This is a genomic window from Noviherbaspirillum humi (assembly GCF_900188095.1).
Classification (GTDB): domain Bacteria; phylum Pseudomonadota; class Gammaproteobacteria; order Burkholderiales; family Burkholderiaceae_D; genus Noviherbaspirillum; species Noviherbaspirillum humi.
Window position 1 is genome coordinate 66,485 of record NZ_FZOT01000010.1, and the last position, 26,963, is coordinate 93,447.

The window sequence follows — 26,963 nt, forward strand, 5'->3', positions numbered from 1 at the left end:
CATAACGGCAGGCATGCTGGCCGGGTGGCAATAATCCGGTTTCTGCCGTAACAGGTTGTAAGCGGGCGACTAATCGCGGCCTGTTCGTGATCAAGCAGACAAGAATCGCGCCGGAACGGCGAAGGCCCGCCGATCATCTAATGACTAAAACGACAATCAGGAGACGCCATGCCCTTCACCCAGCAAGCCCCGGACTTCAGCCGGCTTCCGGATGCCGAACTCGTGCCGCATATCCGTGCCGGCGCCAGCCAGGCGTTCATGGTGCTGATGCGGCGCCACAACCGCCAGCTGTTCCGGGTCGTGCGCAGCATCCTGCGCGACGACGTCGAGGCCGAGGAGGCGCTGCAGGAGGCCTATCTGCAGGCTTACCGCAAGCTGGATCAGTTCCGCGGCGAGTCGGCCCTGTCCACCTGGCTGACGCGCATCGCCATCAACGAAGCCTACATGCGGCAGCGCCGGTCGACGCGCCAGGCCGAGATCGTCCAGCTGGGATCGGACATCGATCCGGCCTGGGAGGAAACGGCCCGGGCGGAACCTGCCATGAGCGATGCCGCCGGTTCGCCGGAGCAGCACGCCATGCGGACGGAGGCGCGCCGCCTGCTGGAGGCGAAGATCGACGCGCTGCCGCAAGCCTTCCGCACCGTATTCGTGCTGCGCGCCGTCGAAGAAATGCCGGTCGAGGAAGTGGCGGCGCTGCTGGGCATGCCGGAAGCCACCGTGCGCACCCGTTATTTCCGCGCCCGCAGCATGCTGCGCGAAGCGCTGGCGCGCGAGCTCGACATCGCCTTCGAGGGCGCTTTCGGCTTCGACGGCGAGCGCTGCGACCGCATCGTCGCCAGCGTGTGCAGCCGGCTGCCGACGGTGCAAGATGAAGCGCAGTGATTCCGGAATCAAACCCTGAAAGGAGACATGCCATGAAGCACACCGCAGCAATACTTCTCCTCGGCCTCGGCGCCCTCGCTTCCCTGCCGGCGCAGGCGCAGTCCGCCGCGCCGAACGACGCGCAGATCGCCGCCATCGTGGTGGCCGCCAATACCGTCGACATCAATGCCGGCAAGCTGGCCGAGTCCAAGTCGAAGAACAAGGAGGTGCAAGCCTTTGCCAAGCAGATGGTGACCGACCATAGCGCGGTCAACAAGCAGGCGACCGATCTGGTGAAGAAGCTCAAGGTGAAGCCGGAGGAAAACCCGACCAGCAAGGGCCTGAAGGAGGATGGCGATGCGACGCTGCAAAAGCTGAAGAAGCTGGATGGCGCCGCCTTCGACAAGGCCTACATCGACAATGAGGTCACCTATCACCAGACCGTGCTGGACGCGGTCGACAAGACCCTGATCCCGAGCGCCAAGAACGACGAGCTGAAGGCCACGCTGGTCAAGGTCCGTCCGGCCTTCGTCGCCCACCTGGAGCATGCCAGGCACATCCAGGCTACCTTCAAATAAGGGAGATGGGCATGCGCCGCCTGCTTGCGCGCTGCAAGCCCCGATGGTCGACCTGCCTGGCTGCGGTGTTGCTCGCCGTTGTCGGCAGTCCCGATTCGGTGGCGGCCGGCAAGACGCACACGGTGGTCATTGAAGGCATGGCCTTCCATCCGCAGACGCTGGAGGCGCAAGCCGGCGATACGGTGGTCTGGATCAACCGGGACATCGTGCCGCACACGGTGACGGCGGCTTCGCCGAAATTCGACTCGGGCGAAATCGCCGCCGGACGATCATGGTCGCGCCGGTTCACCTCAGCGGGGAAGGTGTCGTATTACTGTGCCTACCATCCAGTGATGAAGGCGGATGTCGCGGTCGGCAGGTGAGGCGTGTGTCGGCTCGCCTTCGGACGGGCAGCAACGAGAGCGTTGGTAAGTGTTGGCGGACGCGCGTGAGAAGGCCGGGCCGCGTCCTGGCCTTCTCACGCGCGTCCGCCGTCAGGACGGCGAGGCCGCGTCGGATGCCTGCCCGACATCGGCTTGCCGCAGAGGAACCGATATGAACTGGCACCGGCCAGCACGGCTTAGGCGGGCAGCGCCAGCGATTCAGACGCGGTTTTTCCTGACTCGGCCAGCTTGAATCTGCTGACCGCCGCATTCATCCTGCGGGCCTGCTCTTCCAGCGAACCGGCCGCCGCCGCCGCTTCCTCCACCAGGGCGGCATTGCGCTGCGTGACCTGGTCCATTTCTCCCACCGCCTGGTTGATCTGCTCGACGCCCCGGTGCTGTTCTTCGCTGGACCGCACGATTTCATCGATGAAGCCGTTGACGCGGTTGAAGCTCTCCATGATGTCGTTCATGGTGGTTCCGGTCTGGCTGACCAGGGCGGTGCCTGTCTGCACCCGGTCGGTCGAAGTCGCGATCAGGCCTTTTATCTCCCGCGCAGCCCCGGCCGAGCGTTGCGCAAGACTGCGCACTTCGGCGGCAACCACCGCGAATCCCCTGCCGTTTTCTCCGGCACGGGCTGCCTCAACGGCGGCATTCAACGCCAGCAGATTGGTTTGAAACGCGATGCCATCGATGACGCCGGTGATGTCGGCGATCTGCCTGGCGGATTCGTCGATTCGTTTCATGGTATCGATCACCTGGGCAATGAGATGGCCGCCTTGCGACGCAACCTTCGCCGCATTCGACGCCAGCGTATTGGCCTGGCGCGCGACATCCGTGCTCTGCCTCGCGGTGGCCGTCATTTCCTCGACCGAAGCCGCCGTCTGCTGCAGGGAGCCGGCTTGCTGCTCGGTGCGCGCCGAGAGGTCCAGATTGCCGGCTGCGATCTGCGCCGACGCCGTGGCGATGTGCCCGGTGGAAGAGCGCACCTGCCCGACGATATCGTTCAGGCTGCGATTCATCGCTTGCAGCGCGTGGAGCAGCTCCCCGGTCTCGTCACGGGAAGCAACCGATATTTCGAGCGAAAGGTCTCCGGCAGCCACCGTCTTGGCAACGCTGACGGCATCGCCGAGCGGCCTGGTGATGCTCCGGGTGAGCCGCAGGACGAACAGGGCGCCGATGACCATGGCCGCCAGGCCGAGTGCCACCAGCTGGTTGCGGCTGGACCGGTAGATGTCGTTGATTTCCTGTCCGGCGGCGTCGATGCTGGCGCGCTGCATCCCCTGGAACTTCTCCACCAGGTCCTGATAGGCTTTCAGGTTCGGCAGGAACGATTGCTCGAAGATCCGGGCGGCCTCCTCCGTTCTTCCTTCCGCCTTGGCCTTGAACAGCGCATCCTTCGCGCTGATCGAGATCTTCTGCCTCTCGCCAATCTCCCGGTACATCGCCCTTTCTTCTTCGGTCGCCAGAAGCTTCTCGATTCCCTGCTTCAGCTCGAACGACGATTTCGTGGCGACGGCCGAGTCGGCGCTGAAAAATTCGGCGAGCGATGTGTCCGTGCTCTTCGCCACGGCCATGGTGCGCCGCGCTCCGCTGTAAATGAAGCGGTACCAGTCGCTGACCATCCTTTCCTTCGCCAGGGGCCTCTCCACCGTGCTGCGCACCGCTTCAGCCACCGTCGACAGGCGCCAGATCGCGATGCCGGTGATCACAGTCATGAGAAGCAGGACGACGGCAAAACCCAAGCCCAGACGAGTACCAATTTTCAGATCCGAGAACCGCATGATTGCAAACGTGATGTAAGAGGACGTATGAGAAAACGCGCCAGGCCGCATGGAGGTTCTTCCGCCATCCGCGGCCGCGGCCCGGCGTGCTGCCATAAAAATCCCGGCACGGCGTGACCGTGCCGGGCAAGCCACCCGTCATGGGTGGAGGAGACACCGTTGAGGCGCGTGGGCCGGGGAGGGCGGCGCTGCACCGTCAGGCGTGCGCATGCGCCGCGGCATCCCGTCCGCCAGCGCGCTTGCGCGGTGCTATCGTGCCGCCGGTCTTGAGCAGGAACACCGCCCCGCCTTCGCCGGTTTGGGCTTTCGGTTTCAGGCCTTGCCCTGCTCCGGCAGCGCCAGGCGCCCGTCCAGGCGACGCGGCAGCTGCAGCGGATTGTCATCCCTGAGCGCTTGCGGCAGCAGGGCTTGCGGCAGGTCCTGGTAGCACACCGGGCGCAGGAAGCGCCGGATCGCCAGCGTGCCGACGGACGTCATGCGCGCATCCGACGTGGCCGGGAACGGGCCGCCGTGGACCATCGCATGGCACACCTCGACGCCGGTCGGATAGCCATTGACCAGGATGCGGCCGGCCTTGCGTTCCAGCGTCGGCAGCAGGCTGCGCGCGATCGCTTCGTCTTCCGCCTCCATCTGGATGGTGGCGGTCAATTGCCCTTCCAGGCGCTCGGCCACCGCGCGCATCTCGTCGAGGTTCTTGCACGCCACGACCAGCGAGGCGGCGCCGAAGATTTCTTCCTGCATCTCCGGATCGGCCAGGAAATCGGCCGCGGTGGCGAGGAAGAGGCCGCCCTGGCAGGCATGCTTGGTGGTGCCGGCGGTGCCGCGCGCAATCGTCTTCACCTGCTCGTTGGCTGCGATTTTCGCCACGCCTTGTTCATAGGCGCGGTGGATGCCGGCGGTCAGCATGGTGGCGCCGGCGCTGGCTTCGAGCGCGGCCGAGGCCGAGCGCAGGAAGGCGTCGGTTTCGGGACCTTCGAGCGTCAGCACGAGGCCGGGATTGGTGCAGAACTGGCCGGCGCCCATGGTCAGCGAGGCGATGAAGTTCTTGCCGATGGACTCGGCGCGCTCCTTGAGCGCGGCCGGCAGCAGGAACACCGGGTTGATGCTGCTCATCTCGGCGAAGACGGGAATGGGCTCGGGCCGGCCGGCGCAGGCGCGCACCAGGGACATTCCGCCGCCGCGCGAGCCGGTGAAGCCGACCGACTTGATGCGCCAGTCGGTGACCAGCTTGACGGCATTGTCGCGCTCGGCGAACAGCAGCGAGAACACGCCTTCGGGCATGCCGCACTGGGCCGCCGCGTCGCGAATCGCGCGGCCGACCAGCTCCGACGTGCCGGGATGGGCGGAATGCGCCTTCACCACCACCGGGCAGCCTGCGGCCAGGGCAGAGGCGGTATCGCCGCCGGCGACCGAGAAGGCCAGCGGGAAGTTGGAGGCGCCGAAAACGGCGACCGGGCCGACGGCGATGTGGCGCTGGCGCAGGTCCGAGCGCGGCAGCGGCTGGCGCTGCGGCTGGGCGGAGTCGAGGCGCACTTCGAGCCAGCTGCCTTCGCGCACGACTTCCGCGAACAGGCGCAGCTGGCCGACGGTGCGGCCGCGCTCGCCTTCGATGCGCGCGCGCGGCAGACCGGATTCGGCCATGGCGCGTTCGACCAGCGCATCGCCGAGGTCGAGGATGTTCTGGGCGATGCGCTCGAGGAAGGCGGCGCGCTGCTCGAGCGGGGTGTCGCGGTAAGTGTCGAACGCTGCCCATGCCAGCGCGCATGCGCGGTCCACTTCAGCCGCGCTTGCCAAGCCATACGCCGGCTCGAGGTCTTCGCCGGTGGCGGGGTTGTAGCCGCGCACGCTGCCGTGCTCGCCGCGCACTGCGGCGGCGCCAATGAACATTTCACCGTTCAACATAGAGTACTCCTGAAAGTTTGCTTCGATGATTCGTAAGGGCGCGCCGCGATGGCACCGCCCGATAAAAAAGAAGCCGGGTCTCCAAGGAGACCCGGCCCGGTTTCATGCGGGATCAGTCGACTTCGATCTTGCCGACGGTGATCACCTGCTTCCAGCGCGCCAGTTCCTGCGCCTGGAACTTGGTGAATTGCTCGGGGGTGTTGGCAACCACCTCGAAGCCTTGCTCCACCAGGCCGCGCTTGACCTCCGGATCGTTGAGCGCGCCGACGATGGCGTCATGCAGCTTGGTCTTCACGTCCGGCTGCAGTCCCTTGGGCGCGGCGATGCCTTGCCAGGAATAGACGTCCGCTTCCTTCACGCCGGCTTCGGCCAGGGTCGGCACGTTGGGCAGCAGCGGCGAGCGCTTGTCGCCGGTGATGGCCAGCGCCTTCAGCTTGCCGGTCTTGATGTGGTTGACCACGGCGTTGATGTTCTGGAACGAGACGTCGGCATGGCCGCCGAGCAGGTCGGTGATGGCCGGCGCGCCGCCCTTGTACGGCACGTGCACGCCGGTGGTGCCGGTCTTCTGCCAGAACAACGCAGCGGTGAGGTGGTCGGACGAACCGGCGCCGGAATTGGCGAAGGTAATCTTGCCCGGGTTCTTCTTCAGGTTGGTCACCAGGTCGGCCACGTTATTGGCGGGGAAGGAGGGGCTTGCCACCAGCACGTTGGGCGCGCGCACCGCCACCGTCAGCAGGTCGAAATCCTTGGCCGGGTCGTACTGCAGGTTCTTTTGCAGCACCGGGTTGACCGAATAGACGCCGATGGAGGCCACCAGCAGGGTGTAACCGTCCGGCGGGGAGCGCTTGACCTGGGCCGCGCCGATGGCGCCGGTGGCGCCGGGCTTGTTCTCGACGATCCAGGACTGGCCCAGCTTCTGGGTGATCCTGGGGCCGATGGCGCGCGCGATCTGGTCGGTGGAGCCGCCTGCGGGGAACGGCACGATGGCGGTGATCGGCTTTTCCGGGTAGCCGGCCGCCTGGGCGCCGGCGCTCAGTGCGAGGCCAAAGACCATGCCCGAGGCCAGGCCTGCCATCATTTTCTTGAATTTCATGGAATCTCCTTTGAACGGCTTAAACATGTTCCGCGGCCGGTGGGCCGCATTCCGAGGACTGCAAAAACTGCCGGCGGACGCGCGCATCGCGCGGCCCGCTCTTGTTATGGTTCCGGCGCCGCGCAAAAGCGTGCCGGCGCCGGCTGCCAGGATCAGCGCACCATGCAGGGACGCTTGTTGTCGAACTTCCATCCGGGGATCAGGTATTGCATGGCGACCGCGTCGTCGCGCGCGCCCAGGCCCATGTTGCGGTACATCTGGTGCGCGGCCTCGATCTGTTCCATGTCGATTTCCACGCCCAGGCCCGGCTGCTTCGGCACCTGCACCATGCCGCCCTTGATCTGCAGCGGCTGCTTGGTGAGGCGCTGGCCGTCCTGCCAGATCCAGTGGGTGTCGATCGCGGTGATCTTGCCCGGCGCGGCGGCGGCCACCTGGGTGAACATCGCCAGCGAGATGTCGAAGTGGTTGTTGGAGTGCGAACCCCAGGTCAGGCCCCATTCATTGCACATCTGCGCCACGCGCACCGAGCCCTGCATGGTCCAGAAGTGCGGATCGGCCAGCGGGATGTCGACCGACTGCAGCTGGATCGCATGGCCCATCTCGCGCCAGTCGGTGGCGATCATGTTGGTGGCGGTCGGCAGGCCGGTGGCGCGGCGGAATTCGGCCATCACTTCGCGGCCGGAGAAGCCGTTCTCGGCGCCGCAGGGGTCTTCCGCATAGGCCAGCACGTCGTGCTGGTCGCGGCACAGGCGGATTGCATCCTTCAGCAGCCAGCCGCCGTTCGGGTCGAGAGTGATGCGGGCCTTCGGGAAGCGCTCGTGCAGCGCCTTGACCGCCTCGATCTCCTCCTCGCCGCGCAGCACGCCGCCCTTGAGCTTGAAGTCGTTGAAGCCGTAGCGCTTGTAGGCGGCTTCGGCCAGGCGCACCACGCCTTCGGGCGTCATGGCCTTCTCGTGGCGCACGCGGAACCAGTCGTCTTCCGCCTCCGGCTCGCTCGCATACGGCAGGTCGGTCGCGGTGCGGTCGCCGACGTAGAACAGGTAGCCGAGCATCTCCACCTCTTCGCGCTGCTGGCCTTCGCCGAGCAGGGCGGCGACCGGCACGCCGAGGAACTTGCCGACCAGGTCGAGCAGCGCCGCTTCCAGCGCGGTGACGGCGTGGATGGTGATGCGCAGGTCGAAGGTCTGCAGGCCGCGGCCGCCAGCGTCGCGGTCGGCGAACTGCTTGCGCACCGTGTTCAGCACGGATTGCCAGTTGCCGATGCGCTGGCCGAAGATCAGCGAGCGGGCGTCTTCCAGGGTCTGGCGGATGCGCTCGCCGCCCGGCACTTCGCCGACGCCGGTGTTGCCGGCGCTGTCGGTGAGGATGACGATGTTGCGGGTGAAGTAGGGGCCGTGGGCGCCGCTCAGGTTGAGCAGCATGCTGTCGCGGCCGGCCACCGGGACGACGCGCATCTCGGTGACGACCGGCGCGCCGGTCGGGGCATTCAGGGTTTGCGTGGACATGGTTTTTCCTTGCCTGATCTTGATCGGGAGATTACTGGGGGCCGAGGCGGGCCATGAGCGCGGCGAGCTGCTCGACTTCGGCCGGCTTCAGGTCGGACAGGGGCGGGCGCACCGGACCGGCGCTGTGGCCGATGATGGTGGCGCCGGCCTTGACGATGGACACGGCATAGCCCTGGCCGCGGTTGCGCAGCTCGATGTAGGGCAGGAAGAAGTCCTTGATCAGGCGGTCGGTGGTCGCGGTGTCGCCGGCGGCGTGGGCGTTGTAGAACTCGATCGCGGTCTTCGGGATGAAGTTGAACACGGCGGAGGAGTAGACCGGGCAGCCCATGGCCTTGTAGGCGCCGGCGAATACTTCGGCGGTGGGCAGGCCGCCGAGATAGGCGAAGCGGTCGCCCAGCGTGAGGCGGATGGCCACCATGGATTCGATGTCGCCGAAGCCGTCCTTGAAGCCGATCAGGTTCGGGCAGGTGTCGGCCAGGATCTGCAGCGATTGCGGGGTCAGGCGGCAGCCGCCGCGGTTGTAGACGATGACGCCGAACTTGACGCTCTTGCACACCGCCTGCACGTGGGCGATCAGGCCTTCCTGGCTGGCTTCGGTCAGGTAGTGCGGCAGCAGCAGCACGCCCTGGGCGCCGAGGCGCTCGGCTTCCTGCGCGTACTTGATGGCCAGGGTGGTGCCGCCGCCGGCGCCGGCGATGATTGGCATGCGGCCGCGGCAGGTTTCCACCGCGGTCTTGACGACCTGCGAGAACTCTTCAGGCTCCAGCGAGAAGAACTCGCCGGTGCCGCCGGCGGCGAACAGGGCGGAGGCGCCGTAGGGCATGAGCCACTCGAGACGCTCGGCGTACGGACCCGGGTTGAATTTCAGCTGGGCGTCGAAGTCGGTCAGCGGGAACGAGAGCAGGCCGCTTTGCAGTACGAGCTTGAGTTCTTGGGGCGTCATGTTGTCTACCTTTTCAGTGTGCAGTGATGCAATAAGTGCGGGCGTCATGCCCGGATTGGCGCTATCCGGCCGGCGCGGCCGGGTCGTGCGGCGGAACCGTTGCGCTCGGGCGGCCGGCCGCTGGAAACCTTCTTGCCTTGGAAGCGCTCCGCTTTCAATCGGATGGTAGCGCTACCAAGTTCAGTGATCGCAAATGGTAGCGCTACCAAATCAACGCGTCAACGGTTTTTTGTCAGCATTGAAAAAGGGAAATCAGGCGCTCTCGCGGGCGACGATGGAAAAGCCGATGTCGCATACCGGCTCGGTGACGGGGCGGCCCTCCACCCGGTCGATGATGAAGCGGGCGGCGATGCGGCCGATGGCGGTGCCGTCGATGCGCACCGTCGTCAGCGAGGGATGCAGGTCCTTGGCATAGTTGAAGTCGCCGAGGCCGATGACGGCCAGTTCATCAGGCACCTTGATGCCGCGCGCCTGGGCCTCGATCAGCACGCCAAGCGCCAGCTGGTCGGAACTGCAGAACACCGCGTCGATCCCCGGATCCTGCGCCAGCAGTTCGCCTAGGGCGCTGCGGCCGCTGCCCAGGGTGGTCGGCGCGGCGACACGGCGGACGGGAACCGCGCCATGACGGGCGTCGACCATGCCGAGCCGGATGGCAGTGTCGGAGAACGACCTGCTGCGGCGCTCGCCGCGCTCATCGATGCCCTGGATCGCTGCCACCCGGCGGCAGCCGCGCCGGTGAAGATATTCGGCAACGGCGGTACCGATTTTTTCATGGGAGAAACCTACCAGCATGTCGATCGGCGTCGGTGTCAGGTCCCAGGTTTCGACAACCGGAATGCCGGCCGACAGCAGCCGGCGCCTGCCTTCGGGCGAGTGCATCACGCCCGTGAGCACGATGCCGTCCGGACGGCGGCCGACGATGGCTTCCAGCAGCGCATCCTCGCGCGAATTCTCGTAGCCGGTCTGGCCCAGCATGAGCTGGTAGCCAGCCTGCGCCAGCGCCTCGGTGAGCGATTGCACCGTCTCCTGGAACACCGGGCCGGCGATGGTCGGCACCACCGCCGCCACCAGCCGGCTCTTGCGCGACGCAAGGCCGCCAGCCAGCATGTTCGGCACGTAGCCGGTCTGCGCCACCGCCTCCCGCACCCGCTGCAGCACCGCCGGCGATACCGCGTCCGGCGTGTTGAGGGCGCGGGAAGCGGTGATCGGCGCCACGCCGGCCAGCTTGGCGACGTCGCTCAGCGTGAAGCCGCCGCTCTTGCGGCGGCTCTTGCGCTCGGGCGGCGCAGGTGCGGGTTCGGTAGGGGAGGGCGGCAGTTTGCTCATTCGGCGATTCTATCATCGCGCTTGATGGTAGCGTTACCATGGAGGCAACAATCCGGCGGCATTGTTTTGAAACCTCCGAAACGGGCCGGGCGTTCACCTGTCAAACGGGTTTTCCAACCGCCATCCAGGAATGCGGTTATGCTCCGCGCTCGGCGCTGCGGCGCGAAGACAAAGGTGAAGCCCATGGCTAAGAAGGAAAAGCTCGACCCGGAAACCGAAGCGCTGATCAACTGGTGCATCGAGGTGGAAGGACATCTGGTGGCCGGCGGCGCCACCGTGGCCCAGGCCCAGGATTACATCGAGGAGCAGGTGGAATGGTTCACCGACCTGTTCTATGACGGGTTGACGCCGGAGGAGGCGGCGCAGAAGGCGTTTGAAGGGTGAATGGATTTTCAGCGCTGCGCCCGAACTTGCCGGGCTGAGAAGTCGAACCGTAATGGATTGGCGCGAAGGATGGCAATCGGGGGGTATCTATGCAATCGCTCTGGATCAGGTGCAGCTGTCCCGAGACATCCAATTCACGCCAGCCGTGCTTCCCATGAAGTGAAATAGCCCAATTTGTCAATTCGACTCGCGCTCTAAGACCCTGATCAGAATTTTGTGGCAGTGCGTTCAAGCAGGAAGGGATGCAGTGCCAGGGCGAAGCAGGGGTTTCGAGCAGCATGCTGCCCGAGCTCCCTGCTTCGCCCTGGCATTCGACCGCCTCTCGTGGCTGACCCCTTGTCAAATAAATACTGAACAGGCTCCTGGAGTATTGCACCTGGAAGCTCGTATGGCCCAAGGAAAACGTCGCCGCCCTGGAGACGTTTGGCCAGCCTCCCACGACTTGCTGGATCCCGATTGCACAAAGCAGAATTGGGCCGGCAATCGAGCACCGGCGTAGCTAATGGCGGCGATCTGCCATCGCAGCATGTATCTCAGACACATCCAACCCAAATCCTGGTGCATGAAGAAGAGGCGCAGCACGAAGCGGTTCAACTATCACTGCCACCACACCGGCGTCTCCGGAATCAGGCGAGGTAAGTCCATCCTATGGTAGAAATGCGGGTGCGCATTTTGTGATTTCACTATCTGTTAACGCTGCCTTGGATGCGAATAGCCACAAATCAAAAGCAGCAGGTCTCGCTCCGCCAAAAAGACTTTTAAACCCAGCATTTCGGAAGGTCCCGCATAGTGCCGAATAGGTGAATCCGCATTTGTGCGCCATAAATTCATTGCCCTGCGCTATGTAGCCCCGATGCCCATACAAGATATCGATAGGTGAGATCGGCCCAGCCGGCGACTGATATAAAGGCTCTAGTAGCCTATCCTTGACGACCGCCTCACATACGCTCACTAAATCAGGGCAGGTTATAACAACAAATCCCTGTGGTTTCAGCACCCTATAAAACTCACCTAATGCGATGGGTACCTCATGCGGGAAAAGATGTTCAATGTTATGGGCGGAATAGATTGCGTCTACGCTTCCGGACCCCACCTTGGACATGTCAGTGAGAGAGCCAACAATGTCTGGCTTAACACTTCCATCGATATCGAATCGAATCTCTGCCCATTCATTCGAACCGAATCCTTTTAACTGATACTTATTCTGCGGGCCGCAACCAACATGTAAAAAAGTTTTCATTTTATGGATCCATTCTCGGTACGGCCGCCGCCGCAGCTTGCTGTAGTACTTCATTCATTACCGCAGAACTACAACTTTTTTATTGAGCATGAATGCGTCAGTTTTATTAAGTCAGCTCTATGGCGTGAGTATGTTGTAGGCAGTCCAGCGTTCTTCCCTTCTTTTCTTCTACGGCACTTTACGCTAAAGCATAAGAAACTGAGCGAGAAGTTGGGAATCCGTGACATGTATGGGATGACGCACAACAGCGATGCTCATGGATGGTTTAAGCATCGCGACTATCCCGTAACTTAATTTGAAGAGCGCTTCAAGCTCAGGCGGTAAGGAACGCCTTTTAGCACACTCATGCTCGGACCGTCTGGCAAATGGCGAAATCCTGGGGTGGGTTGCGCTCTGCGCTGGAGAAGACAGTCCCCGTGCATTGCGGGCAATAGCCGCATTTTCATACTCACGGTGACTCCACAAAAAAACCAAGAGTTGCATTGACCTCTGCCGCCGAGGGAGTATGGTTAACCATCCAATGACCATCCACATGGATGGCATAGGGATGGAAAATGACAACTGGAAGCCAGCATGAGCGCACAAGACCTGAAGACGAAAAACGCCGATACGGAAAAGATAACGATCAACCTCGGTCCCATCGACCTCGGCCAGATCGATCTGCTGGTGCAGGAGGGGTTCTATTCGAACCGCACCGACCTCATCCGTACCGCCATACGCAACCAGATCGTCGCCCATGCCGATGTAATCCGGCAGACCGTTACCCGCAAGCAGCTCGTGCTCGGCTTGCAGCATTTCTCCCGCGCCGACCTGGAAACGGTGCGGCAGGCAGGTCAGGTTTTACAGATCCAGGTGCTCGGCCTGGGCAGCATCGATGCCGACGTCTCGCCGGAACTGGCGCTGGCGACCATCGAATCCATTACCGTGCTCGGCGTCCTGCACGCCAGCCCCGCCGTGAAGGCGGCCCTCGCCGGCCGCATCCGGTAAATCAACCTGAAAGAACCCGATGAAACTCAATGAAGATTTTCTCGCGCAGATGCGCGAGGCAACCAACCTGCTGCGCACCGCCGGACCCGCCGCCGCTACCGCCGCCATCCAGCGAGCCCTGAACGGCGGCGGCACGCCCGCCGGAAACATGGCCGATGTTGTCGACCCGGTCCTGCGCAATGGAAGCCAGGAGGAGCCCGCCGCGGACCGGCCCGAGGCGCAACCGCAGTCCGGCGACTTATCGCGCGACTTCCTGGCCCGGTTTCGCGTCGGCAAGGGCGGTAAGTGGTTCACTCCCGCCGCACGGCAAGCGGCCGAAGACGTGGAATTCAGAACCGGGCCGGACACCGCCGACAGGCCGGGGAACACAGGGCGCTTCCTTTCCGGCTCATGTTCGAATGCGGCGGGCACGCGCGCCTACAAGCTGTATGTGCCTGCCAATTACAACGCCGACAGCGCCGAGCGCCCGGCGCTGGTCGTGATGCTGCATGGCTGCAAGCAGAACCCCGACGATTTCGCCGCCGGCACCGCCATGAACCGGCTCGCCGACCAGCACGGCTGCCTGGTGCTCTACCCCGCGCAGGCCGCGAATGCCAACGGGTCGAATTGCTGGAACTGGTTCAATCCGTCCGACCAGGCGCGGGATCGCGGCGAACCTTCCATCATCGCCGACATGACCCGGCAGGTCATGCGCGAATACCGTACTGATTCGGCCCGAACCTATGTGTCCGGCCTCTCCGCCGGCGGCGCGATGGCCGCCATCCTTGCCTGCGCCTATCCCGATCTGTATGCAGCGGTTGCCATCCACTCCGGCTTGCCGGTCGGATCGGCGCATGACGTGGCGTCAGCCTTCGGCGCCATGAAGAACGGCAAGGCGGGCAGGCTGACGCCCAGCCGCCAACCCGTGCCGGTGATCGTCTTCCATGGCGACCGCGACCATACGGTCCATTCGGCCAATGGCCAGCAGGCGCTGCGGCAATGCATGGGCATGCCCGACGGCGCCGCAAATGCCGGCGAGACCCGCATCGTCAAGGGCAGGGCCGAGCGGGGCCGCGGCTATACCAGGACGGATTTTCTTGACAAGGACGACCGCGTGATCGCCGAGCACTGGCTGGTCCACGGGGCGGGCCATGCCTGGTCGGGCGGCAGCGCGGCCGGGTCGTACACTGACCCGAAAGGCCCGGATGCTTCTTCCGAGATGCTGAGGTTCTTCATGGCCCATCCGCAGCGCGGCAAGGCTTGATGGTTCGATGCCCGGGATCGGGTATGCCCGCCCGGGCGCAGCGTCAGGCCCGGCAGGGTGCCAGGATCGATTCGGCAGGGCTTGATGGGTCGGGGGCGGGCGCCGATCATGCATCCATCATGATCAGCGCCCGCACGCGATCGCTTCGATGGCGCACAGGGCGGCGCGCTCCGCGCTGGTGAGCACTTCCAGCGTGTCGTCGGAATTGAGCCGCGCCTGGCTGTACAGCAAGGGGCGCAGGGCATTCCTCGGATCGCCGTTGTAGACCTTGGTCTTGGTCAGGAGATAGGCATGGCCGATCACCGGGCGCACGAGCGTGACCGACGCGCGGATCCAGTATCGGCGATAGTAAGGCCCGGACTCTCTGGCGAGAAACATATGCCCTCCCTCGTCAGGGTAGACCATTTCCCCCGCATGTCCAGCCCGGAAAGCAACGATGCGCTAGCCCGGCAACCCGATGCCCTGCTGATCGCCCTTGCCGGCCAAGGTCTGGCCGGCTTTTCGTTGATGCAGCAGGTCGATCATTGTCCGGCAGAAGGCCGGCAGGTCGTCCGGCTTGCGGCTGCTGACCCAATTGCCATCCACCACCACTTCCTGGTCGAGCCAGGTGCCGCCGGCGTGCCGGATGTCGTCCTGCAGCGTCGGCCAACTGGTCATGCTGCGGCCATCGACCAGGCCGGCGGAGACCAGCAGCCAGCCGCCATGGCAGATGACGAAAACGGGTTTGCCTGCCTCGTCGATCTGGCGCACGAAGCGTTGCGCCTCCGGCACCATCCGCAGCTGATCGCCGTTGATCACGCCGCCCGGCAGCAAAACGCCGTCGAACTGGCTGGCGTCGGCGTCGGCGAAAGTCAGGTCGACGTCGAACTGGCTGCCCTTGTCGTGGTGATTGAATCCCTGCACCTTGCCCGGCTGCTGCGAAATCACCTGGGTGACCACGCCTTCGCTTTCCAGCGCCCGTTTCGGCTCGGTGAATTCCACTTGCTCGAATCCTTCCACCACCAGGATGGCGATGCGCGTGCCTTGCAGATGGGTATCGCTTGTATCCATGAGATCTCCTTCGTGAATAGAGCCGCCTTCATCCGTGAAACGGGTATGGCGGCGAACGCAAAATCGGCATCCGTATGCATATCGCGCGCCAGGCCTTTCATTTCCCTGCTTCACGCGGTATGGACATTGCATGTAGAGCCGCCTTTGTCGGCCGAACACCGGCCTGCCCATTTCATTTGGAAAAGGAGTTCTCATGCCTGTCACCCTGAAACCGATCGACCAGCAAGTCATGGTCATCACCGGCGCTTCCAGCGGCATCGGCCTGGCGACGGCCGCCGCCGCCTGCCTGCGCGGCGCCAAGCTGGTGCTGGCCGCGCGCAGCGAAGAAGCGTTGCGCGCCGCCGTCGATGGCATCCGCGAAGCCGGCGGGGATGCCATCTATGTCGTGGCCGATGTCGGCGACCGCGCCCAGGTGGAAAAGGTCGCTGCCGCGGCGATCGAGCGCTACGGCCATATCGATACCTGGGTGAACGATGCCGGCGGGTCCATCTACGGCCGGCTCGACCAGGTCTCCGAAGAAGACAGCCGCCGCCTGTTCGATACCAACTTCTGGGGCGTGGTCAACGGCTCCCTGGTGGCGCTGCCGCACTTGCGCGCCAATGGCGGAGCGCTGATCAACGTCGGCAGCGAAGTCTCGGATGCGGTCATTCCGCTGCAGGGCATGTATTCGGCATCCAAGCATGCGGTCAAGGGTTTCACCGATGCATTGCGGGTGGAGGTGGAGCATGTGGACAAGGCGCCGGTGTCGATTACCTTGATTCAGCCGACGGCGGTCAATACGCCTTTTCCGCAGCACGCCAAAAATTACATGGACAAGGAGCCAAAATTACCAACGCCGATGATCGACCCGCACCAGGTGGCCATGGCCATCCTGCGTGCTGCGAGCCGGCCGGTGCGCGCCGTGAAGGTAGGCGTGATGTCCAAGCTCAATACCACCATGCATCGCGTCATGCCGGGCCTGGCGGAAAAGCTCGCCGCCACCCAGCTGAACCGGCAGCAATACGAGGAGCCGCCGCGCAATCCGGAAGGTGCGCTTCACCGGGCCGGCGGCACCGCCCAGGTGTACGGCAGCGGCGGCGCGACCCAATAATGAATGGAGAGGAACACCATGCTGGAAAAATTGCCCGAAGCGGTCGGCCATGCGCTGCGCAACCGGCGCGCCGGCCTCGATCAGATTCTCTTCAACCAGGTGCATCTGCAGACCGGCACGGCGGCCATTGACGTCACCAGCCTCGCCTTTCACGACCATGGGCCGATCCCGATGGCGTACACCGCCGACGGCAGCGGCGCCTCGCCGCCGCTGGAGTGGCACGGCATTCCGCCGGGCGCCGGCTCGGTGCTGTTGATCGTGGAGGATGCGGATGCGCCGACGCCGCATCCGCTGGTGCATGCCATTGCCGTCGACCTGCCGCCGGAAGATGGCGTTCTGCGCGAAGGCGAACTGGCATCCAGCGAGGCCGCGCCGGGCGACGCCACCCTCGGCCGCAATTCCTATCTGCAGGCGAGCTGGCTGCCGCCCGATCCGCCGCCCGGGCACGGCATTCATCGCTATGCTTTCCAGGTGTTCGCCCTGGCGCCGGGACCGGCCTTCTCCGGCACGCCGGGGCGGGATGCGGTGCTCGAGGCGCTGCATGACCGGGCCATTGCCAGCGGCTGCCTGATCGCCACCTACGAGCGGCAGGACGGCAGCATTAAGGTTGACGCTGGGCCGGCCGCGCCGCTGGCGAATTAGCGAGACATAAGTGAGGCATGGCCGCTATAAACCATCACAATACGCCGGATGAACGGGGTTTTCGCGATTCCCGTAAGCAATTTGTAATAGACATCCTTTATCCTTCCAGTTTAAGCCGGTTTCAGAGCCCGATCGGTCTCTCCCGGGACGGCTTCTTCGCTGCAGCGGCTCACAGGCCTGCTTCAGCAGGCCGGCGCGCCAACCACAGCGCCGGTCTCCGTCCAGGTCAGGTCATGCCCTGACCGCCAGCTTCCGGGCGCGGCCGTCCGTCACCACGCCAGCGTTTCACCTGAAAGGGTGGCGCTGGTTCGGACTGCCTGCGTCATCGACGCGGGCGTTAGGGAATCCCACGTCCATCAATTGTCATGCTCACTCTTGGCTGCGCCCACCGTGGCGAGGCCGGGTTCATCACGCTCATCTTTTGGAACATCATGATTTGGCAACAAGTTTACGACCCGCTTAGCAGTTCCGCGCTGTCGACCATCGTCGCCGGCATTCCGGTGGCCGTGCTGCTGATGGCACTGGCTTTCTTCCATGTCCGCGCTCATCTCGCAGCCGGCCTCGCGCTCGTCGCGGGCATCGGCATCGCCGCTCTCGTATTCGGCATGCCGGCCGACATGGCGGGCAAGGCGGCCGGCTACGGCATCGCCGCCGGCCTGTTCCCGATTGGCTGGATTGTCCTCAACATCATTTTCCTGCACCGGCTGACTACCCTTAACGGCTACTTCAGCGTGCTGCAGAACAGCCTGGCCGGCGTTACCGAAGACAGGCGCCTGCAGCTGCTGCTGGTGGCCTTCTGCTTCGGCGCTTTCTTCGAGGGCGCGGCAGGTTTCGGCACGCCGGTCGCCGTCACCGGTGCCATCCTGATGGGCCTGGGCTTCTCGCCGCTGGCGGCATCGGGCCTGGCGCTGATCGCCAATACCGCGCCGGTGGCCTACGGCGCGCTCGGCTCGCCGGTGATCGCGCTGTCGGCCGTCTCCGGACTGGATCTGCTGCAGCTCTCCGCCATGATCGGCCGCCAGCTGCCGTTCTTCTCCATCCTGGTGCCGTTCTGGCTGATCTGGGCCTTCGCCGGCTTCCGTGGCATGCGCGAGATCTGGCCGGCGATCCTGGTGGCTGGCGTGTCCTTCGCCATCCCGCAGTACCTGGTCTCCAACTACCATGGTCCGTGGCTGGTGGACGTGATCGCCTCGATCGTCTCGATGACCACACTGACCCTGTTCCTGAAGATGTGGAAGCCGAAGAATATCTGGACCTCCACTGCCCTCGGCAAGCGCAAGGATGACTCCGCCAGTCAGGTGAGCGCCGAGCCGGGCGCCGCGCCTGCGCCGGCGCTGCCGGCGATCTCCCAGGCCCGCGCCTGGATGCCCTGGATCTTCCTTTCTGTATTCGTCTTCATCTGGGGCATCCCCGAAGTCAAGAAAGTGCTGGACGGTCTCTGGGCGTGGAAGTATCCGATCCCGGGCTTGCACAACCTGGTCATGAAGGTGCCGCCGGTAGTGGCCAAGGCCACGCCGGAGGCGGCGGTGTTCAACTTCAACATCTTGTCCATGGCCGGCACCGGCATTTTCCTGTCGGCGCTGGTGGCGGGCCTCGTCATGGGCTATTCGCTGCCGCGCATGTTGCGTGAATACTGGAACACCATCAAGCTGGTGAAGTTCTCGCTGCTCACCATCTGCGCCATGTTCGCCGTCGGCTACCTGACCAAGTACTCCGGCCTCGATGCCACCCTCGGCCTGGCCTTCGCCCATACCGGCGTGCTGTACCCGATGTTCGGCACCCTGCTCGGCTGGCTGGGCGTGGCGCTGACCGGCTCCGACACCGCCGCCAACGTGCTGTTCGGCAGCCTGCAGCGCACCACCGCCGAGCAGATCGGCCTGCCGCCGAACCTGATGGCGGCCGCCAACTCTTCCGGCGGCGTGATGGGCAAGATGATCGATGCCCAGTCCATCGTGGTGGCGTCCACCGCCACCAAGTGGTACGGCCATGAAGGAGAGATCCTGCGCTATGTGTTCTTCCATTCCATCGCGCTGGCGGTGCTGGTGGGCGTGCTGGTGACGCTGCAGGCCTATGTCTATCCGTTCACCATGATGGTCGTGAAGTAAGCTCTCCTCGCAATCACCGGGGCGGCGATCTCCGCAGCCGCCCCATTCTTCCCTACTATTGGATACACTGGTTTCGCCGTATCTGAAAACAGCACTTCATCCAAAAAAGGAAGATATGATCCCCCAAGCAAACCAAGCATGGCGCGCCGCCGCGGGCGCGCTCCTGGCCGGCGCCGGCATCGGCGCCGCCGCGCAGGAAGTCAGCATTTCGCCGCAGCAGGAAGCGGCCTTCGCCAAAATTGCCGCCGCTCCTGCGGTCAAGCAGGCGCTGGACTTTCTCAAGCAGGATGATGCCAAAACCCTGGAAGACCAGAAGGCGATCGTCGTCATTGCCGCGCCGACCTTCAAGGAAAAGCGCCGCGCCGAATATTATCTCGGCCGCCTGAAGGAAGCGGGGCTGAACGAGGTGCGCATGGATGCCGCCAGCAATGTCTGCGGCGTGCTGCCCGGCGCCGGCGGCGGACCGAAGCTGCTGCTCTCCGCCCACCTCGACACCGTGTTCCCGGAAAACACCAACCTGACGATACGCGAGAACGGCGGCAAGCTGTATGCGCCCGGCATCGCCGACGACGCGCGCGGCCTGGCCTCCATCCTCTCGCTGGTGCGCGCCTTCAAGGCGAGCGGCCTGCGCACCGTCGGCGACGTCTGGCTGTGCGGTACCGTCGGCGAGGAAGGTCTGGGCGATCTGAAGGGCATCAAGCAGGTGTTCAAGGACCACAAGGACATCGACGGCTACATCGCCCTCGAATCGCCGACCGTGCCGAACGAGGAAATCTCCTTCCAGGCCGCCGGCAGCAACCGCTACCGCATCACCTACAAGGGACCGGGCGGGCACAGCTACCAGGCATTCGGCCAGCCCAGCGCCATCCATGCGCTCGGCCGCGCCATCGCCGGCATCAGCGAGCTGCAGACCCCGGCCACGCCCAAGACCACCTTCACCGTCGGCACCATCGCCGGCGGCACCTCGGTCAACTCCATCGCCGCCGAGGCCACCATGGACCTCGACATGCGCTCCAACGACAACGACGAGCTGCTGAAGCTGGAAGCCAAGGCGCTGCAGATCGCCAAGGATGCGGCCGCGGCCGAGAACAAGCGCTGGAACAGCGACAAGATCAAGGTGGACATCGAGCAGGTCGGCGCCCGTCCCGGCGGATCGCCGTCGCCCAACCATGCGGTGGTGCAGTCGCTCTGGCTGGCGGTGAAGGCCATCGGCGCCACGCCGAAGCTGGCCGGCGCGCGCAGCACCGAAGCCAACCTGCCGATCAGCCTCGGCATTCCGGCGGCGGTGGTCGGCGCCGGCGGCTTCTCGCAGGGCATTCATTCGCCGGAAGAGTGGTTCGATCCGGCCAATGCGCATCTCGGTCCGGCCAAGGCGCTGATGGCCATTCTCGGCCTTGCCGGCGTGCAGGGCGTGAGCGACCCGCTGCTCGCCAAGCGGCCGCCGCGGCAGTAAGCGCGGCTTCCGGCGCCTGCCGCCGCCCGCAGATCAGACGGCGGCAGGCACGGCGATCATTCGCTGCCGCTGTTTTCCACCGTGTCGTAATAGGCCTGCATGTCGATCATGATCTGGCCCTCATCGTCAATGGTGAAGAGCTCTCCCTGCATCCACTTTCCATCTTCGATGTTGTGGTAGGCCTGGTCCATCGGATAGCCGGTGACCTTTGCGAAGCGTTCGAGACTGAGATAGCGGGGCAGGATGTTCTCGGCAGTCATGGCGCACCTCCTTGTGGCGTCTGATGAAGAACAGGGTTCGTAGCCGGGCTATTGCTATATTGCGATGCAATATGCGGCCATGTTGGCCGAATGCCTTTCCTTTGATGCCGGTCAAACGGCGCTCCAGAGGCGGGCGCTTCAACCGCCGACCGGGCCGATCTGCTCCCGCACTATCCGCACCCACTCCTTGAGATAAAGCTTGTAATGCTTCTCGTCCTTTTGCCACATCCGGTTGACGGCCATGCCGCGCACCAGGTTAAGGGTCAGGTTGAGGACGGTCCTGGCCTGGGTTGGGGTCATGCCCGCGTTCTTGAATACGCTGAGCCACAGTTCATTGGTGGTGCTGCGGTAGTTCTCCATGACCGGCAGGATGCGCTGCATTAATTCGTCGTCGGTGCGGGCCACCATGATGACTTCCAGCGCGGCAATGAAAGGCCAGTCGAAGTAGACGCTCAGGCAATCGGTGATGAAGCCTTCGATCGGGCTCTCGCTGGCCTTGGCGCTTTTCGCCACCCGCTGGCCGCGCTTGATCGCTTCGTCATAGACGGCGGCGGTGGCAGCCACCACCAGCTCCGCCTTGTTGGCGTAGTGATGCATCAGCGCGCCGTTCGACATGCCGGCGCAGCTGGCCACTTCCTTGGTGGTGAGTCCGCTGTAGCCGCGCTGCATCAGGACTTCGATGGTCGCCTGAAGCAGCTTCTCCCGCGCCTCGCGGCTGCGGTCGACCTGCGAGCGCCGGGGCCGCCTGGCGCCCGTTTCGGATGATGCCTCGGGCAGGGACGCGCCGGACGGTCCGGCGTCGGACGGGTCTGGCGTTTCCTGTTTCCTGGATTTAAGCATCGTTCTTCCCGTCATCGGTATCGGCTTCGTTCCCGAATTATAGCTGCGCCCGGCGGCCGCTTGAGGCAAAAATCAACTTACAAACCGCTTGCTCTGTAAATTTATGCGTGTAGAATGAACTGCGCCGACGAGCACATCAATAGGAGACACCCATGCCTTTCATCCGCAATGCCTGGTATGTGGCCTGCTGGAGCAGCCAGGTCAATTCCGAATCCCTGTTCCATCGCCGCCTGCTGGACGAGCCGGTCGTCTTTTACCGCAAGCAGAACGGCGAGGCGGTGGCGCTGCAGGACCGCTGTCCGCACCGCTTCATCCCCCTTCATCTCGGCAAGCTGCGCAACGACGCGATCGAATGCGCCTATCACGGCCTGCAGTTCGACTGCTCCGGGAAATGCGTGAAGAACCCGCACGGCGAAGGAAAGGTTCCGGCGGCCGCCAAGGTCCGCGCCTACCCGGTGGCCGACAAGCACGGCATGCTCTGGATATGGATGGGGGACGAATCGCATGATGCCGCGCTGATACCGGACTACGGCGTGCTCGACCAGGAAGCGGGCTACCTCACCAGCACCGGCGGCTACATCCACATCAAGTCGAACTACGAGCTGATGGCGGAGAACCTGCTCGACCTGAGCCACATCACCTATCTGCACGACGGATTGCTGGGCAGCCCGGAGCAGGTCGGCGCCGACCAGGTGGTCAGGGAGGATGGAAACACCATCCACTGCGACCGCTGGATGCCGAACATCACCGTGCCCGGCATCTTCGACATGCTGTACAAGCGCGACGGCAAGCCGGTCGACATGTGGACCAACATGCAGTGGGTGCCGCCGAGCTGCTTCCGCCTCGATTCCGGGGTGCAGGCGCCCGGCGGGCAGCGTGAAGACCATGGCTGGTACTACGGCATTCACATCCTCACGCCGGAAACCGAGACCACCACCCATTATCATTTCGCCGCCGCGCTTCCCTCCGGAACCCGCCTCACACCGGAGGAGTACGCCAAGTTCGCCGACATGCGCCGCTACGCCTTCCTGGAGCAGGACACCCCCATTCTCAATGCGCAGCAGGAAGCGCTCGGCGGGGCGAATTTCTGGGACATGAAGCCGGTGCTGCTGAGCATCGATGCCGGCCCGGTGAAGATGCGCCGCGCCCTCGAACGCATGCTGAAGGCGGAACAGCAGCCGAAGGAAGAAAGCAGGTCCGAAAAGCTGGTGCCTGCCACCTGACCACCCCCTGGAGGAGACAAACATGAAACTCAAGTTGACGGCGGCCGCGGCGCTGCTCGCGCTTTCCGCGGCCTCGGGCGCTCACGCCCAGGACCCGCTCAAGATAGGCTTCATCGGCGAACTGTCCGGCGCGCAGGCCGCGGTTGGCAAGGACCAGCTGGACGGCTTCATGCTGCTGGTGGAGCGCAACGGCGGCAAGCTCGGCGGCGTGCCGGTGCAGATCATCAAGGAGGACAGCCAGCTCAAGCCGGACGTGGCGAACCAGGTGGCGCGGCGCCTGGTGGAGCGCGAGAAGGTGCCGATCATCACCGGCATCTCGTTTTCCAACGTCATGATGGCGATCCACAAGTACGTCACCGGCCAGGAAGTGTTCCTGATCGGTTCGAACGCCGGCCCGTCGCAGATCGCCGGCGAGCAGTGTTCGCCCTACCAGTTCATCACCTCCTGGCAGGGCGACCAGGCGGCCGAGGCGGTCGGCAAGTATGCCGCCGAAAAAGGCTACAAGCGGGTGCTCGTGATGGCGCCGAACTACCAGGCCGGCAAGGACATCGTGGCCGGGTTCAAGCGCTACTACAAGAACGAGGTGGTGGATGAGCTTTACACCCAGCTGAACCAGCTCGACTTCGCGGCTGAGCTGTCGCAGGTGTCGGCCGCCAAGCCGGATGCGGTGTTTGCCTTCTTCCCGGGCGGCCTCGGCGTGGCGTTCGCCAAGCAGTACGCCCAAGCGGGACTGATGAAGTCCACGCCCTTGCTGTCGACCTTCGTTGCCGATGCCATCACGCTGCCGTCCATCGGCGACAGCGCCGTCGGCCTGGTCAGCGGCGGCTTCTGGGCGCCGGACTTCAACAATCCGCAGAGCCAGCGCTTCGTGGAGGAGTTCGAAAAGAAGTACGGCCGCATCCCGTCGAACTACGCGGCGCAGAGCTATGACGCGGCCCAGCTGCTGGATTCGGCGCTGGCCAGGGTGAAGGGCAATGTCGCCGACAAGCAGGCCTTCATGAATGCCCTCAGCGCCGCCGACTTCAAGTCGGTTCGCGGCAGCTTCAAGTTCAACAACAATCATTTCCCGATCCAGGACATGCACGTGATGCAGGTGGCGAAGGATGGCAAGGGACGGCTCAACCTGAAGACGGCGGCGACCCCGCTCAAGAATACTCAGGACGCCTACCACGACAAGTGCCCGCTCAAGGGCGCGAGCTGACGCTTCATGCGCGGCGCGGCCGCATGGCCGCTTCGCCATGCTGCGGCAACTTGCAAGGACGGGCGAGGCCGCCGATAAGCATCGCGTAAGCATCCCGGTGTATCGTTGCCCTCGTATTCAACGCGGCAAAGCAGGCACACATGGACAACTGGAAGCGCGAAGCGGCATTCTTCGGCGCGGTACTGCTGGCGATGGGGCTGGTCGCCATCGCTCACCTGGTGATCTTCGTCATTTGACGGCGTCCGAGGCGCCGGACGTCATGCCACCTCGATGGCCGGCAAGCTGCATGCGGCAGGCGTCGACAGCTTGAAAAATGAGCCGCGGACTGCGCCGCACCTGTTCCAGGCGGTGCCGAATGCCCTCCTCAGCCCGCACATCGGCGGCGTGACCGCCGATGCCGGCACGGGCACCGGCGCGGCGAAGAACATCCTGGACGTGCTGCATGGGCCAATACGGCGGCTGTCGCCGAAGCCGCGTCAGGCGCTGCCGGTGACGCCGCCCATCACCGGCAGCACGATGCCGGTGATGAAGCTGGAGCAGACCGGCGAAGCGAGGAAGACGTAGGCCGGCGATACTTCCTCCGGCTGCGCCGGCCGCTTCATGTCGGTGCCGGACCCGAATTGCGCCACCTGGTCCAGCGGCTGGTCGGCCGGATTGAGCGGCGTCCAGACCGGCCCCGGCGCCACTGCGTTGACCCGGATGCCGCGCGGCGCCAGGTTGGTGGCGAGCGCCCGGGTGAAGGCGTGGATCGCGCCCTTGGTGGTTGAGTAGTCCAGCAGGATGGGCTGGCCGAACAGGCCGGTCTCCGAGCCGGAGTTCACGATCGCCGCGCCCGGCTTCAGGTGCGGCAGCGCTGCCCGCGTCATGTTGAAGTAACCGTAGACATTGGTGCGCATGGTCATGTCGAAATGCTCGTCGGTTATCTCCTCGAGCGACATCGCATGCTCCTGGAAGGCGGCATTGTTGACCAGCACGTCGAGCTTGCCGAAGGCGGCCACGGTCTGCCGGACCGCATCCGCGCAAAACCCGGCATCGCGCACGTCGCCGGCGACCAGCAGGCAGCGCCTGCCTTCCTGCTCGACGCAACGCTTGGTCGCCTCCGCGTCTTCATGCTCGTTCAGGTACAGCACCGCGACATCGGCGCCTTCACGCGCGAACAGCACGGCGACGGCGCGGCCGATGCCGGAATCGCCTCCGGTGATGATGGCTGCTCGCCCCGCCAGCTTTCCGCTGCCCTGGTAGTCGGGCGCCATGAATCTCGGCGCCGGATCGAGCTGCGATTCCAGGCCTGGCTTCGGCAGGCGCCTGGCGGGGAAGGGGGGCGCGGGCTGTTCCTTCAAGCCGGCCTGGACCGGACCGGCAGCGGATTGGCCGGCCTGCTGCCCGGCTTCCCTGTCGTCCGTCTCCTGCTGAATCTTGCGCTGTATGCCCGCGGTCTCCTCGGCGGAGCCGGGCTTCGGCTGTTTCGGTGTCATGCGATTTCTCCTCGATGGTTGATTCGGTTCGGCCTGTCAGGCGTCTTCCGGCTCCGGTCCGCGCAGCGGTCCCGGGGGCGGGCCGAGCCGCACCGGCCGGCCTTCGCGCGCCGACTGGTAGATGGCCTCGATGATGCGCATGTCCTGCAAGCCTTCCTCGCCCGGCGTATGCGGCTGGCGCGACGACGCGATGCATTCGGCCATGTGGTCGATCTGGCGGGCGAACTGGTCGGCGGATTCGAGCGCGAATTCCTGAACCGTATCGCGTCCGTCCACCAGCCTGCCGATGCGAAGCCGCAGCCCGGAATACGCATAGGCCGGGTCCATCTCCGCCCACGCCTCGCTGCCCGCCAGCCGCAGGAACTTGGCCTGGTGGGCGCTGTAGCTGGTCGTGCAGGTCGCGGTGAATCCGCTTGGGAAGCGCAGGATGAAATGCGCCGCTTCCTCTACTTCGCGAAAGCGCGGATCGGCCGGATTGCTCCAGGTATGCCCGATCACCTCGATCGGCTCCTCGCCGGAGAGGAAACGCGCCGCGTTTAGGCAATAGATGCCGACATCCGGCAGGGCGCCGCCGCCGGCCAGGGCGCGCTTCAAGCGCCACTGGTCGGGATCGCCCTGATTCTGGCAATTGCTGGAGATGAATTCGCGCAGCGTGCCCAGCTGCTTCGCCCGGATCATCTTCAGCAGCGCGCGATCGTTCGCCTCGTACTGGCTGCGGTAGGCGATCATCAGCCTGCGCTGCGCCCGGGCGCAGGCGTCGATCATCTGCCGGCACTCGGCAACGCTGTTGGCCATCGGCTTCTCGCACAGCACATGCTTGCCCGCCTGCGCCGCGCGCACCGTGTACTCGGCATGCATATGGTTCGGCAGGCCGATGTAGACAGCCTGCGTCGCGGCATCGTCGGCCAGGCGCTCGTAGGTACGGTAGTCGAATACTGCGCGCTCGGAAATGCCGTACTGCCGGGCGATCGCGAGCGCCTTGTCGCGGTCGCCGCTGACCAGGGCGGTGACCCGCGCATGCTTGCATCGGGAAAAGGCAGGCAGGATCTGGTTCACCGAAATCCGGCCCAGGCCGACGACGGCGAAACCGATGCGCTCGCCGGGCGGCGTGAACTGCTCCGTTTTCTCCGGCTTTTCGGTCGGCGCGAGGATGGGCGGAAACTGCACCTTGTCCGGCGATGCGGCCCCGGCCGGCCCGACCCATGGAACGGCGAGCGCGCCGACGGCAAATCGCAGGAAGCGGCGGCGCGGCAACGGGGGCGCCAAAGGATGAAGGTTCATGGGTTTTCAAGATGTCAACGTGGTTGCTTCGACATCACCCATGGGTTTGGTTCCCCGAATGGTCCCTCATGTCCCGGACAAGCGTTGTGCAGGGTTCCCGCGGATGACCTGAAAAGAGAGCCCGCCGCTCTCTAC

The 26,963-nt window shown here is 64.6% G+C and carries 26 protein-coding genes; 13 read left to right on the forward strand and 13 right to left on the reverse strand.

Annotation, left to right across the window (positions count from 1 at the left end; genetic code table 11):
• Positions 1 to 168: 168 nt before the first annotated feature.
• Genes CHB88_RS14905 through CHB88_RS14915 form a run of 3 tightly spaced genes read left to right on the forward strand, consistent with a single transcriptional unit; the run spans position 169 to position 1,801 of the window.
• Positions 169 to 882, forward strand: coding sequence for an RNA polymerase sigma factor (locus CHB88_RS14905; RefSeq protein ID WP_089400128.1), 714 nt, complete (start codon positions 169 to 171; stop codon positions 880 to 882).
• Positions 883 to 914: 32 nt separating this feature from the next.
• On the forward strand, positions 915 to 1,439 hold the full coding sequence (locus CHB88_RS14910) for a DUF4142 domain-containing protein (protein WP_089400129.1): 525 nt from the start codon (positions 915 to 917) through the stop codon (positions 1,437 to 1,439).
• Positions 1,440 to 1,450: 11 nt separating this feature from the next.
• Positions 1,451 to 1,801 (forward strand): cupredoxin domain-containing protein, encoded by a 351-nt coding sequence (locus CHB88_RS14915; protein ID WP_176442499.1) that lies wholly within the window; start codon positions 1,451 to 1,453, stop codon positions 1,799 to 1,801.
• Between the two features lie 197 nt (positions 1,802 to 1,998).
• On the opposite strand, the gene CHB88_RS14920 is transcribed toward CHB88_RS14915, so the two are convergent.
• The 6 genes from CHB88_RS14920 to CHB88_RS14945 form a co-directional block, all read right to left on the reverse strand.
• Positions 1,999 to 3,519: a methyl-accepting chemotaxis protein gene (locus CHB88_RS14920; protein ID WP_245844990.1), complete on the reverse strand. Its 1,521-nt coding sequence runs from the start codon at positions 3,517 to 3,519 to the stop codon at positions 1,999 to 2,001.
• A 378-nt stretch (positions 3,520 to 3,897) separates the two neighbouring features.
• Positions 3,898 to 5,487, reverse strand: a complete 1,590-nt coding sequence (locus CHB88_RS14925) for an aldehyde dehydrogenase (NADP(+)) (protein WP_089400132.1) — start codon at positions 5,485 to 5,487, stop codon at positions 3,898 to 3,900.
• 112 nt (positions 5,488 to 5,599) lie between these two features.
• Complete coding sequence (locus CHB88_RS14930; protein ID WP_245844991.1) at positions 5,600 to 6,580, reverse strand: Bug family tripartite tricarboxylate transporter substrate binding protein; 981 nt, start codon at positions 6,578 to 6,580, stop codon at positions 5,600 to 5,602.
• 152 nt (positions 6,581 to 6,732) lie between these two features.
• Positions 6,733 to 8,085 carry a glucarate dehydratase gene (gene gudD / locus CHB88_RS14935; RefSeq protein ID WP_089400133.1) on the reverse strand — a complete coding sequence of 451 codons (1,353 nt, stop codon included), beginning with the start codon at positions 8,083 to 8,085 and terminating at the stop codon, positions 6,733 to 6,735.
• 31 nt (positions 8,086 to 8,116) lie between these two features.
• The gene (gene kdgD, locus CHB88_RS14940; RefSeq protein ID WP_089400134.1) at positions 8,117 to 9,028 is read right to left on the reverse strand and encodes a 5-dehydro-4-deoxyglucarate dehydratase; all 912 of its coding nucleotides are present in this window, start codon (positions 9,026 to 9,028) and stop codon (positions 8,117 to 8,119) included.
• A 252-nt stretch (positions 9,029 to 9,280) separates the two neighbouring features.
• The gene (locus tag CHB88_RS14945; protein ID WP_089400135.1) at positions 9,281 to 10,354 is read right to left on the reverse strand and encodes a LacI family DNA-binding transcriptional regulator; all 1,074 of its coding nucleotides are present in this window, start codon (positions 10,352 to 10,354) and stop codon (positions 9,281 to 9,283) included.
• Positions 10,355 to 10,537: 183 nt separating this feature from the next.
• On the opposite strand from CHB88_RS14945, the gene CHB88_RS14950 reads away from it, so the two are divergent.
• Positions 10,538 to 10,738, forward strand: coding sequence for a globin family protein (locus CHB88_RS14950; protein ID WP_089400209.1), 201 nt, complete (start codon positions 10,538 to 10,540; stop codon positions 10,736 to 10,738).
• Positions 10,739 to 11,384: 646 nt separating this feature from the next.
• On the opposite strand, the gene CHB88_RS14955 is transcribed toward CHB88_RS14950, so the two are convergent.
• Entirely contained in the window at positions 11,385 to 11,978 is a 594-nt protein-coding gene (locus tag CHB88_RS14955) for a class I SAM-dependent methyltransferase (protein WP_089400210.1), read from the reverse strand.
• Between the two features lie 573 nt (positions 11,979 to 12,551).
• Here CHB88_RS14955 and CHB88_RS14960 point away from each other — a divergent pair.
• Together CHB88_RS14960 and CHB88_RS14970 are read left to right on the forward strand one after the other, a co-directional pair.
• A complete protein-coding gene (locus tag CHB88_RS14960) occupies positions 12,552 to 12,965 on the forward strand; it encodes a CopG family transcriptional regulator (RefSeq protein ID WP_089400136.1) in 414 nt (137 codons plus the stop codon).
• Between the two features lie 19 nt (positions 12,966 to 12,984).
• Positions 12,985 to 14,208: an extracellular catalytic domain type 1 short-chain-length polyhydroxyalkanoate depolymerase gene (locus CHB88_RS14970; RefSeq protein WP_143131304.1), complete on the forward strand. Its 1,224-nt coding sequence runs from the start codon at positions 12,985 to 12,987 to the stop codon at positions 14,206 to 14,208.
• Positions 14,209 to 14,331: 123 nt separating this feature from the next.
• Here the strand turns inward: CHB88_RS14970 and CHB88_RS14975 are convergent, their stop codons facing one another.
• On the reverse strand, positions 14,332 to 14,586 hold the full coding sequence (locus CHB88_RS14975) for a hypothetical protein (protein ID WP_089400138.1): 255 nt from the start codon (positions 14,584 to 14,586) through the stop codon (positions 14,332 to 14,334).
• Between the two features lie 63 nt (positions 14,587 to 14,649).
• Complete coding sequence (locus CHB88_RS14980; protein ID WP_089400139.1) at positions 14,650 to 15,258, reverse strand: type 1 glutamine amidotransferase domain-containing protein; 609 nt, start codon at positions 15,256 to 15,258, stop codon at positions 14,650 to 14,652.
• A gap of 193 nt (positions 15,259 to 15,451) precedes the next feature.
• On the opposite strand from CHB88_RS14980, the gene CHB88_RS14985 reads away from it, so the two are divergent.
• From CHB88_RS14985 to CHB88_RS15000, 4 genes are all read left to right on the forward strand, one after another.
• Entirely contained in the window at positions 15,452 to 16,348 is an 897-nt protein-coding gene (locus CHB88_RS14985) for an SDR family oxidoreductase (RefSeq protein ID WP_089400140.1), read from the forward strand.
• Positions 16,349 to 16,366: 18 nt separating this feature from the next.
• The gene (locus tag CHB88_RS14990) at positions 16,367 to 16,990 is read left to right on the forward strand and encodes a YbhB/YbcL family Raf kinase inhibitor-like protein (protein WP_089400141.1); all 624 of its coding nucleotides are present in this window, start codon (positions 16,367 to 16,369) and stop codon (positions 16,988 to 16,990) included.
• Between the two features lie 434 nt (positions 16,991 to 17,424).
• On the forward strand, positions 17,425 to 19,095 hold the full coding sequence (locus tag CHB88_RS14995; RefSeq protein WP_176442504.1) for an L-lactate permease: 1,671 nt from the start codon (positions 17,425 to 17,427) through the stop codon (positions 19,093 to 19,095).
• A gap of 115 nt (positions 19,096 to 19,210) precedes the next feature.
• Positions 19,211 to 20,548, forward strand: a complete 1,338-nt coding sequence (locus CHB88_RS15000) for a M20/M25/M40 family metallo-hydrolase (RefSeq protein WP_089400142.1) — start codon at positions 19,211 to 19,213, stop codon at positions 20,546 to 20,548.
• 56 nt (positions 20,549 to 20,604) lie between these two features.
• Here CHB88_RS15000 and CHB88_RS15005 read toward each other — a convergent pair whose 3' ends face one another.
• Positions 20,605 to 20,808 (reverse strand): hypothetical protein, encoded by a 204-nt coding sequence (locus CHB88_RS15005; protein ID WP_089400143.1) that lies wholly within the window; start codon positions 20,806 to 20,808, stop codon positions 20,605 to 20,607.
• A gap of 138 nt (positions 20,809 to 20,946) precedes the next feature.
• Positions 20,947 to 21,648 (reverse strand): TetR/AcrR family transcriptional regulator, encoded by a 702-nt coding sequence (locus CHB88_RS15010; protein WP_089400144.1) that lies wholly within the window; start codon positions 21,646 to 21,648, stop codon positions 20,947 to 20,949.
• A gap of 152 nt (positions 21,649 to 21,800) precedes the next feature.
• On the opposite strand from CHB88_RS15010, the gene CHB88_RS15015 reads away from it, so the two are divergent.
• From CHB88_RS15015 to CHB88_RS15025, 3 genes are all read left to right on the forward strand, one after another.
• Positions 21,801 to 22,871 carry an aromatic ring-hydroxylating dioxygenase subunit alpha gene (locus tag CHB88_RS15015; RefSeq protein ID WP_089400145.1) on the forward strand — a complete coding sequence of 357 codons (1,071 nt, stop codon included), beginning with the start codon at positions 21,801 to 21,803 and terminating at the stop codon, positions 22,869 to 22,871.
• A gap of 22 nt (positions 22,872 to 22,893) precedes the next feature.
• The gene (locus CHB88_RS15020) at positions 22,894 to 24,072 is read left to right on the forward strand and encodes an ABC transporter substrate-binding protein (RefSeq protein WP_089400146.1); all 1,179 of its coding nucleotides are present in this window, start codon (positions 22,894 to 22,896) and stop codon (positions 24,070 to 24,072) included.
• Between the two features lie 306 nt (positions 24,073 to 24,378).
• A complete protein-coding gene (locus tag CHB88_RS15025) occupies positions 24,379 to 24,636 on the forward strand; it encodes a hypothetical protein (protein ID WP_143131305.1) in 258 nt (85 codons plus the stop codon).
• Here the strand turns inward: CHB88_RS15025 and CHB88_RS15030 are convergent.
• Positions 24,549 to 25,547: an SDR family oxidoreductase gene (locus CHB88_RS15030; protein WP_089400148.1), complete on the reverse strand. Its 999-nt coding sequence runs from the start codon at positions 25,545 to 25,547 to the stop codon at positions 24,549 to 24,551. The two genes, CHB88_RS15025 and CHB88_RS15030, sit on opposite strands and share 88 nt — an antisense overlap.
• A gap of 36 nt (positions 25,548 to 25,583) precedes the next feature.
• Positions 25,584 to 26,828, reverse strand: a complete 1,245-nt coding sequence (locus CHB88_RS15035) for a Gfo/Idh/MocA family protein (RefSeq protein WP_089400149.1) — start codon at positions 26,826 to 26,828, stop codon at positions 25,584 to 25,586.
• Positions 26,829 to 26,963: the final 135 nt, after the last annotated feature.

Coding starts and splice junctions, on each gene's coding strand:
- CHB88_RS14905 (WP_089400128.1), top strand. CDS start 169: ATGCCCTTCACCCAGCAAGCCCCGGACTTCAGCCGGCTTCCGGATGCC.
- CHB88_RS14910 (WP_089400129.1), top strand. CDS start 915: ATGAAGCACACCGCAGCAATACTTCTCCTCGGCCTCGGCGCCCTCGCT.
- CHB88_RS14915 (WP_176442499.1), top strand. CDS start 1,451: ATGCGCCGCCTGCTTGCGCGCTGCAAGCCCCGATGGTCGACCTGCCTG.
- CHB88_RS14920 (WP_245844990.1), bottom strand. CDS start 3,519: ATGACTGTGATCACCGGCATCGCGATCTGGCGCCTGTCGACGGTGGCT.
- CHB88_RS14925 (WP_089400132.1), bottom strand. CDS start 5,487: ATGTTGAACGGTGAAATGTTCATTGGCGCCGCCGCAGTGCGCGGCGAG.
- CHB88_RS14930 (WP_245844991.1), bottom strand. CDS start 6,580: ATGAAATTCAAGAAAATGATGGCAGGCCTGGCCTCGGGCATGGTCTTT.
- gudD (WP_089400133.1), bottom strand. CDS start 8,085: ATGTCCACGCAAACCCTGAATGCCCCGACCGGCGCGCCGGTCGTCACC.
- kdgD (WP_089400134.1), bottom strand. CDS start 9,028: ATGACGCCCCAAGAACTCAAGCTCGTACTGCAAAGCGGCCTGCTCTCG.
- CHB88_RS14945 (WP_089400135.1), bottom strand. CDS start 10,354: ATGAGCAAACTGCCGCCCTCCCCTACCGAACCCGCACCTGCGCCGCCC.
- CHB88_RS14950 (WP_089400209.1), top strand. CDS start 10,538: ATGGCTAAGAAGGAAAAGCTCGACCCGGAAACCGAAGCGCTGATCAAC.
- CHB88_RS14955 (WP_089400210.1), bottom strand. CDS start 11,978: ATGAAAACTTTTTTACATGTTGGTTGCGGCCCGCAGAATAAGTATCAG.
- CHB88_RS14960 (WP_089400136.1), top strand. CDS start 12,552: ATGAGCGCACAAGACCTGAAGACGAAAAACGCCGATACGGAAAAGATA.
- CHB88_RS14970 (WP_143131304.1), top strand. CDS start 12,985: ATGAAACTCAATGAAGATTTTCTCGCGCAGATGCGCGAGGCAACCAAC.
- CHB88_RS14975 (WP_089400138.1), bottom strand. CDS start 14,586: ATGTTTCTCGCCAGAGAGTCCGGGCCTTACTATCGCCGATACTGGATC.
- CHB88_RS14980 (WP_089400139.1), bottom strand. CDS start 15,258: ATGGATACAAGCGATACCCATCTGCAAGGCACGCGCATCGCCATCCTG.
- CHB88_RS14985 (WP_089400140.1), top strand. CDS start 15,452: ATGCCTGTCACCCTGAAACCGATCGACCAGCAAGTCATGGTCATCACC.
- CHB88_RS14990 (WP_089400141.1), top strand. CDS start 16,367: ATGCTGGAAAAATTGCCCGAAGCGGTCGGCCATGCGCTGCGCAACCGG.
- CHB88_RS15000 (WP_089400142.1), top strand. CDS start 19,211: ATGATCCCCCAAGCAAACCAAGCATGGCGCGCCGCCGCGGGCGCGCTC.
- CHB88_RS15005 (WP_089400143.1), bottom strand. CDS start 20,808: ATGACTGCCGAGAACATCCTGCCCCGCTATCTCAGTCTCGAACGCTTC.
- CHB88_RS15010 (WP_089400144.1), bottom strand. CDS start 21,648: ATGCTTAAATCCAGGAAACAGGAAACGCCAGACCCGTCCGACGCCGGA.
- CHB88_RS15015 (WP_089400145.1), top strand. CDS start 21,801: ATGCCTTTCATCCGCAATGCCTGGTATGTGGCCTGCTGGAGCAGCCAG.
- CHB88_RS15020 (WP_089400146.1), top strand. CDS start 22,894: ATGAAACTCAAGTTGACGGCGGCCGCGGCGCTGCTCGCGCTTTCCGCG.
- CHB88_RS15030 (WP_089400148.1), bottom strand. CDS start 25,547: ATGACACCGAAACAGCCGAAGCCCGGCTCCGCCGAGGAGACCGCGGGC.
- CHB88_RS15035 (WP_089400149.1), bottom strand. CDS start 26,828: ATGAACCTTCATCCTTTGGCGCCCCCGTTGCCGCGCCGCCGCTTCCTG.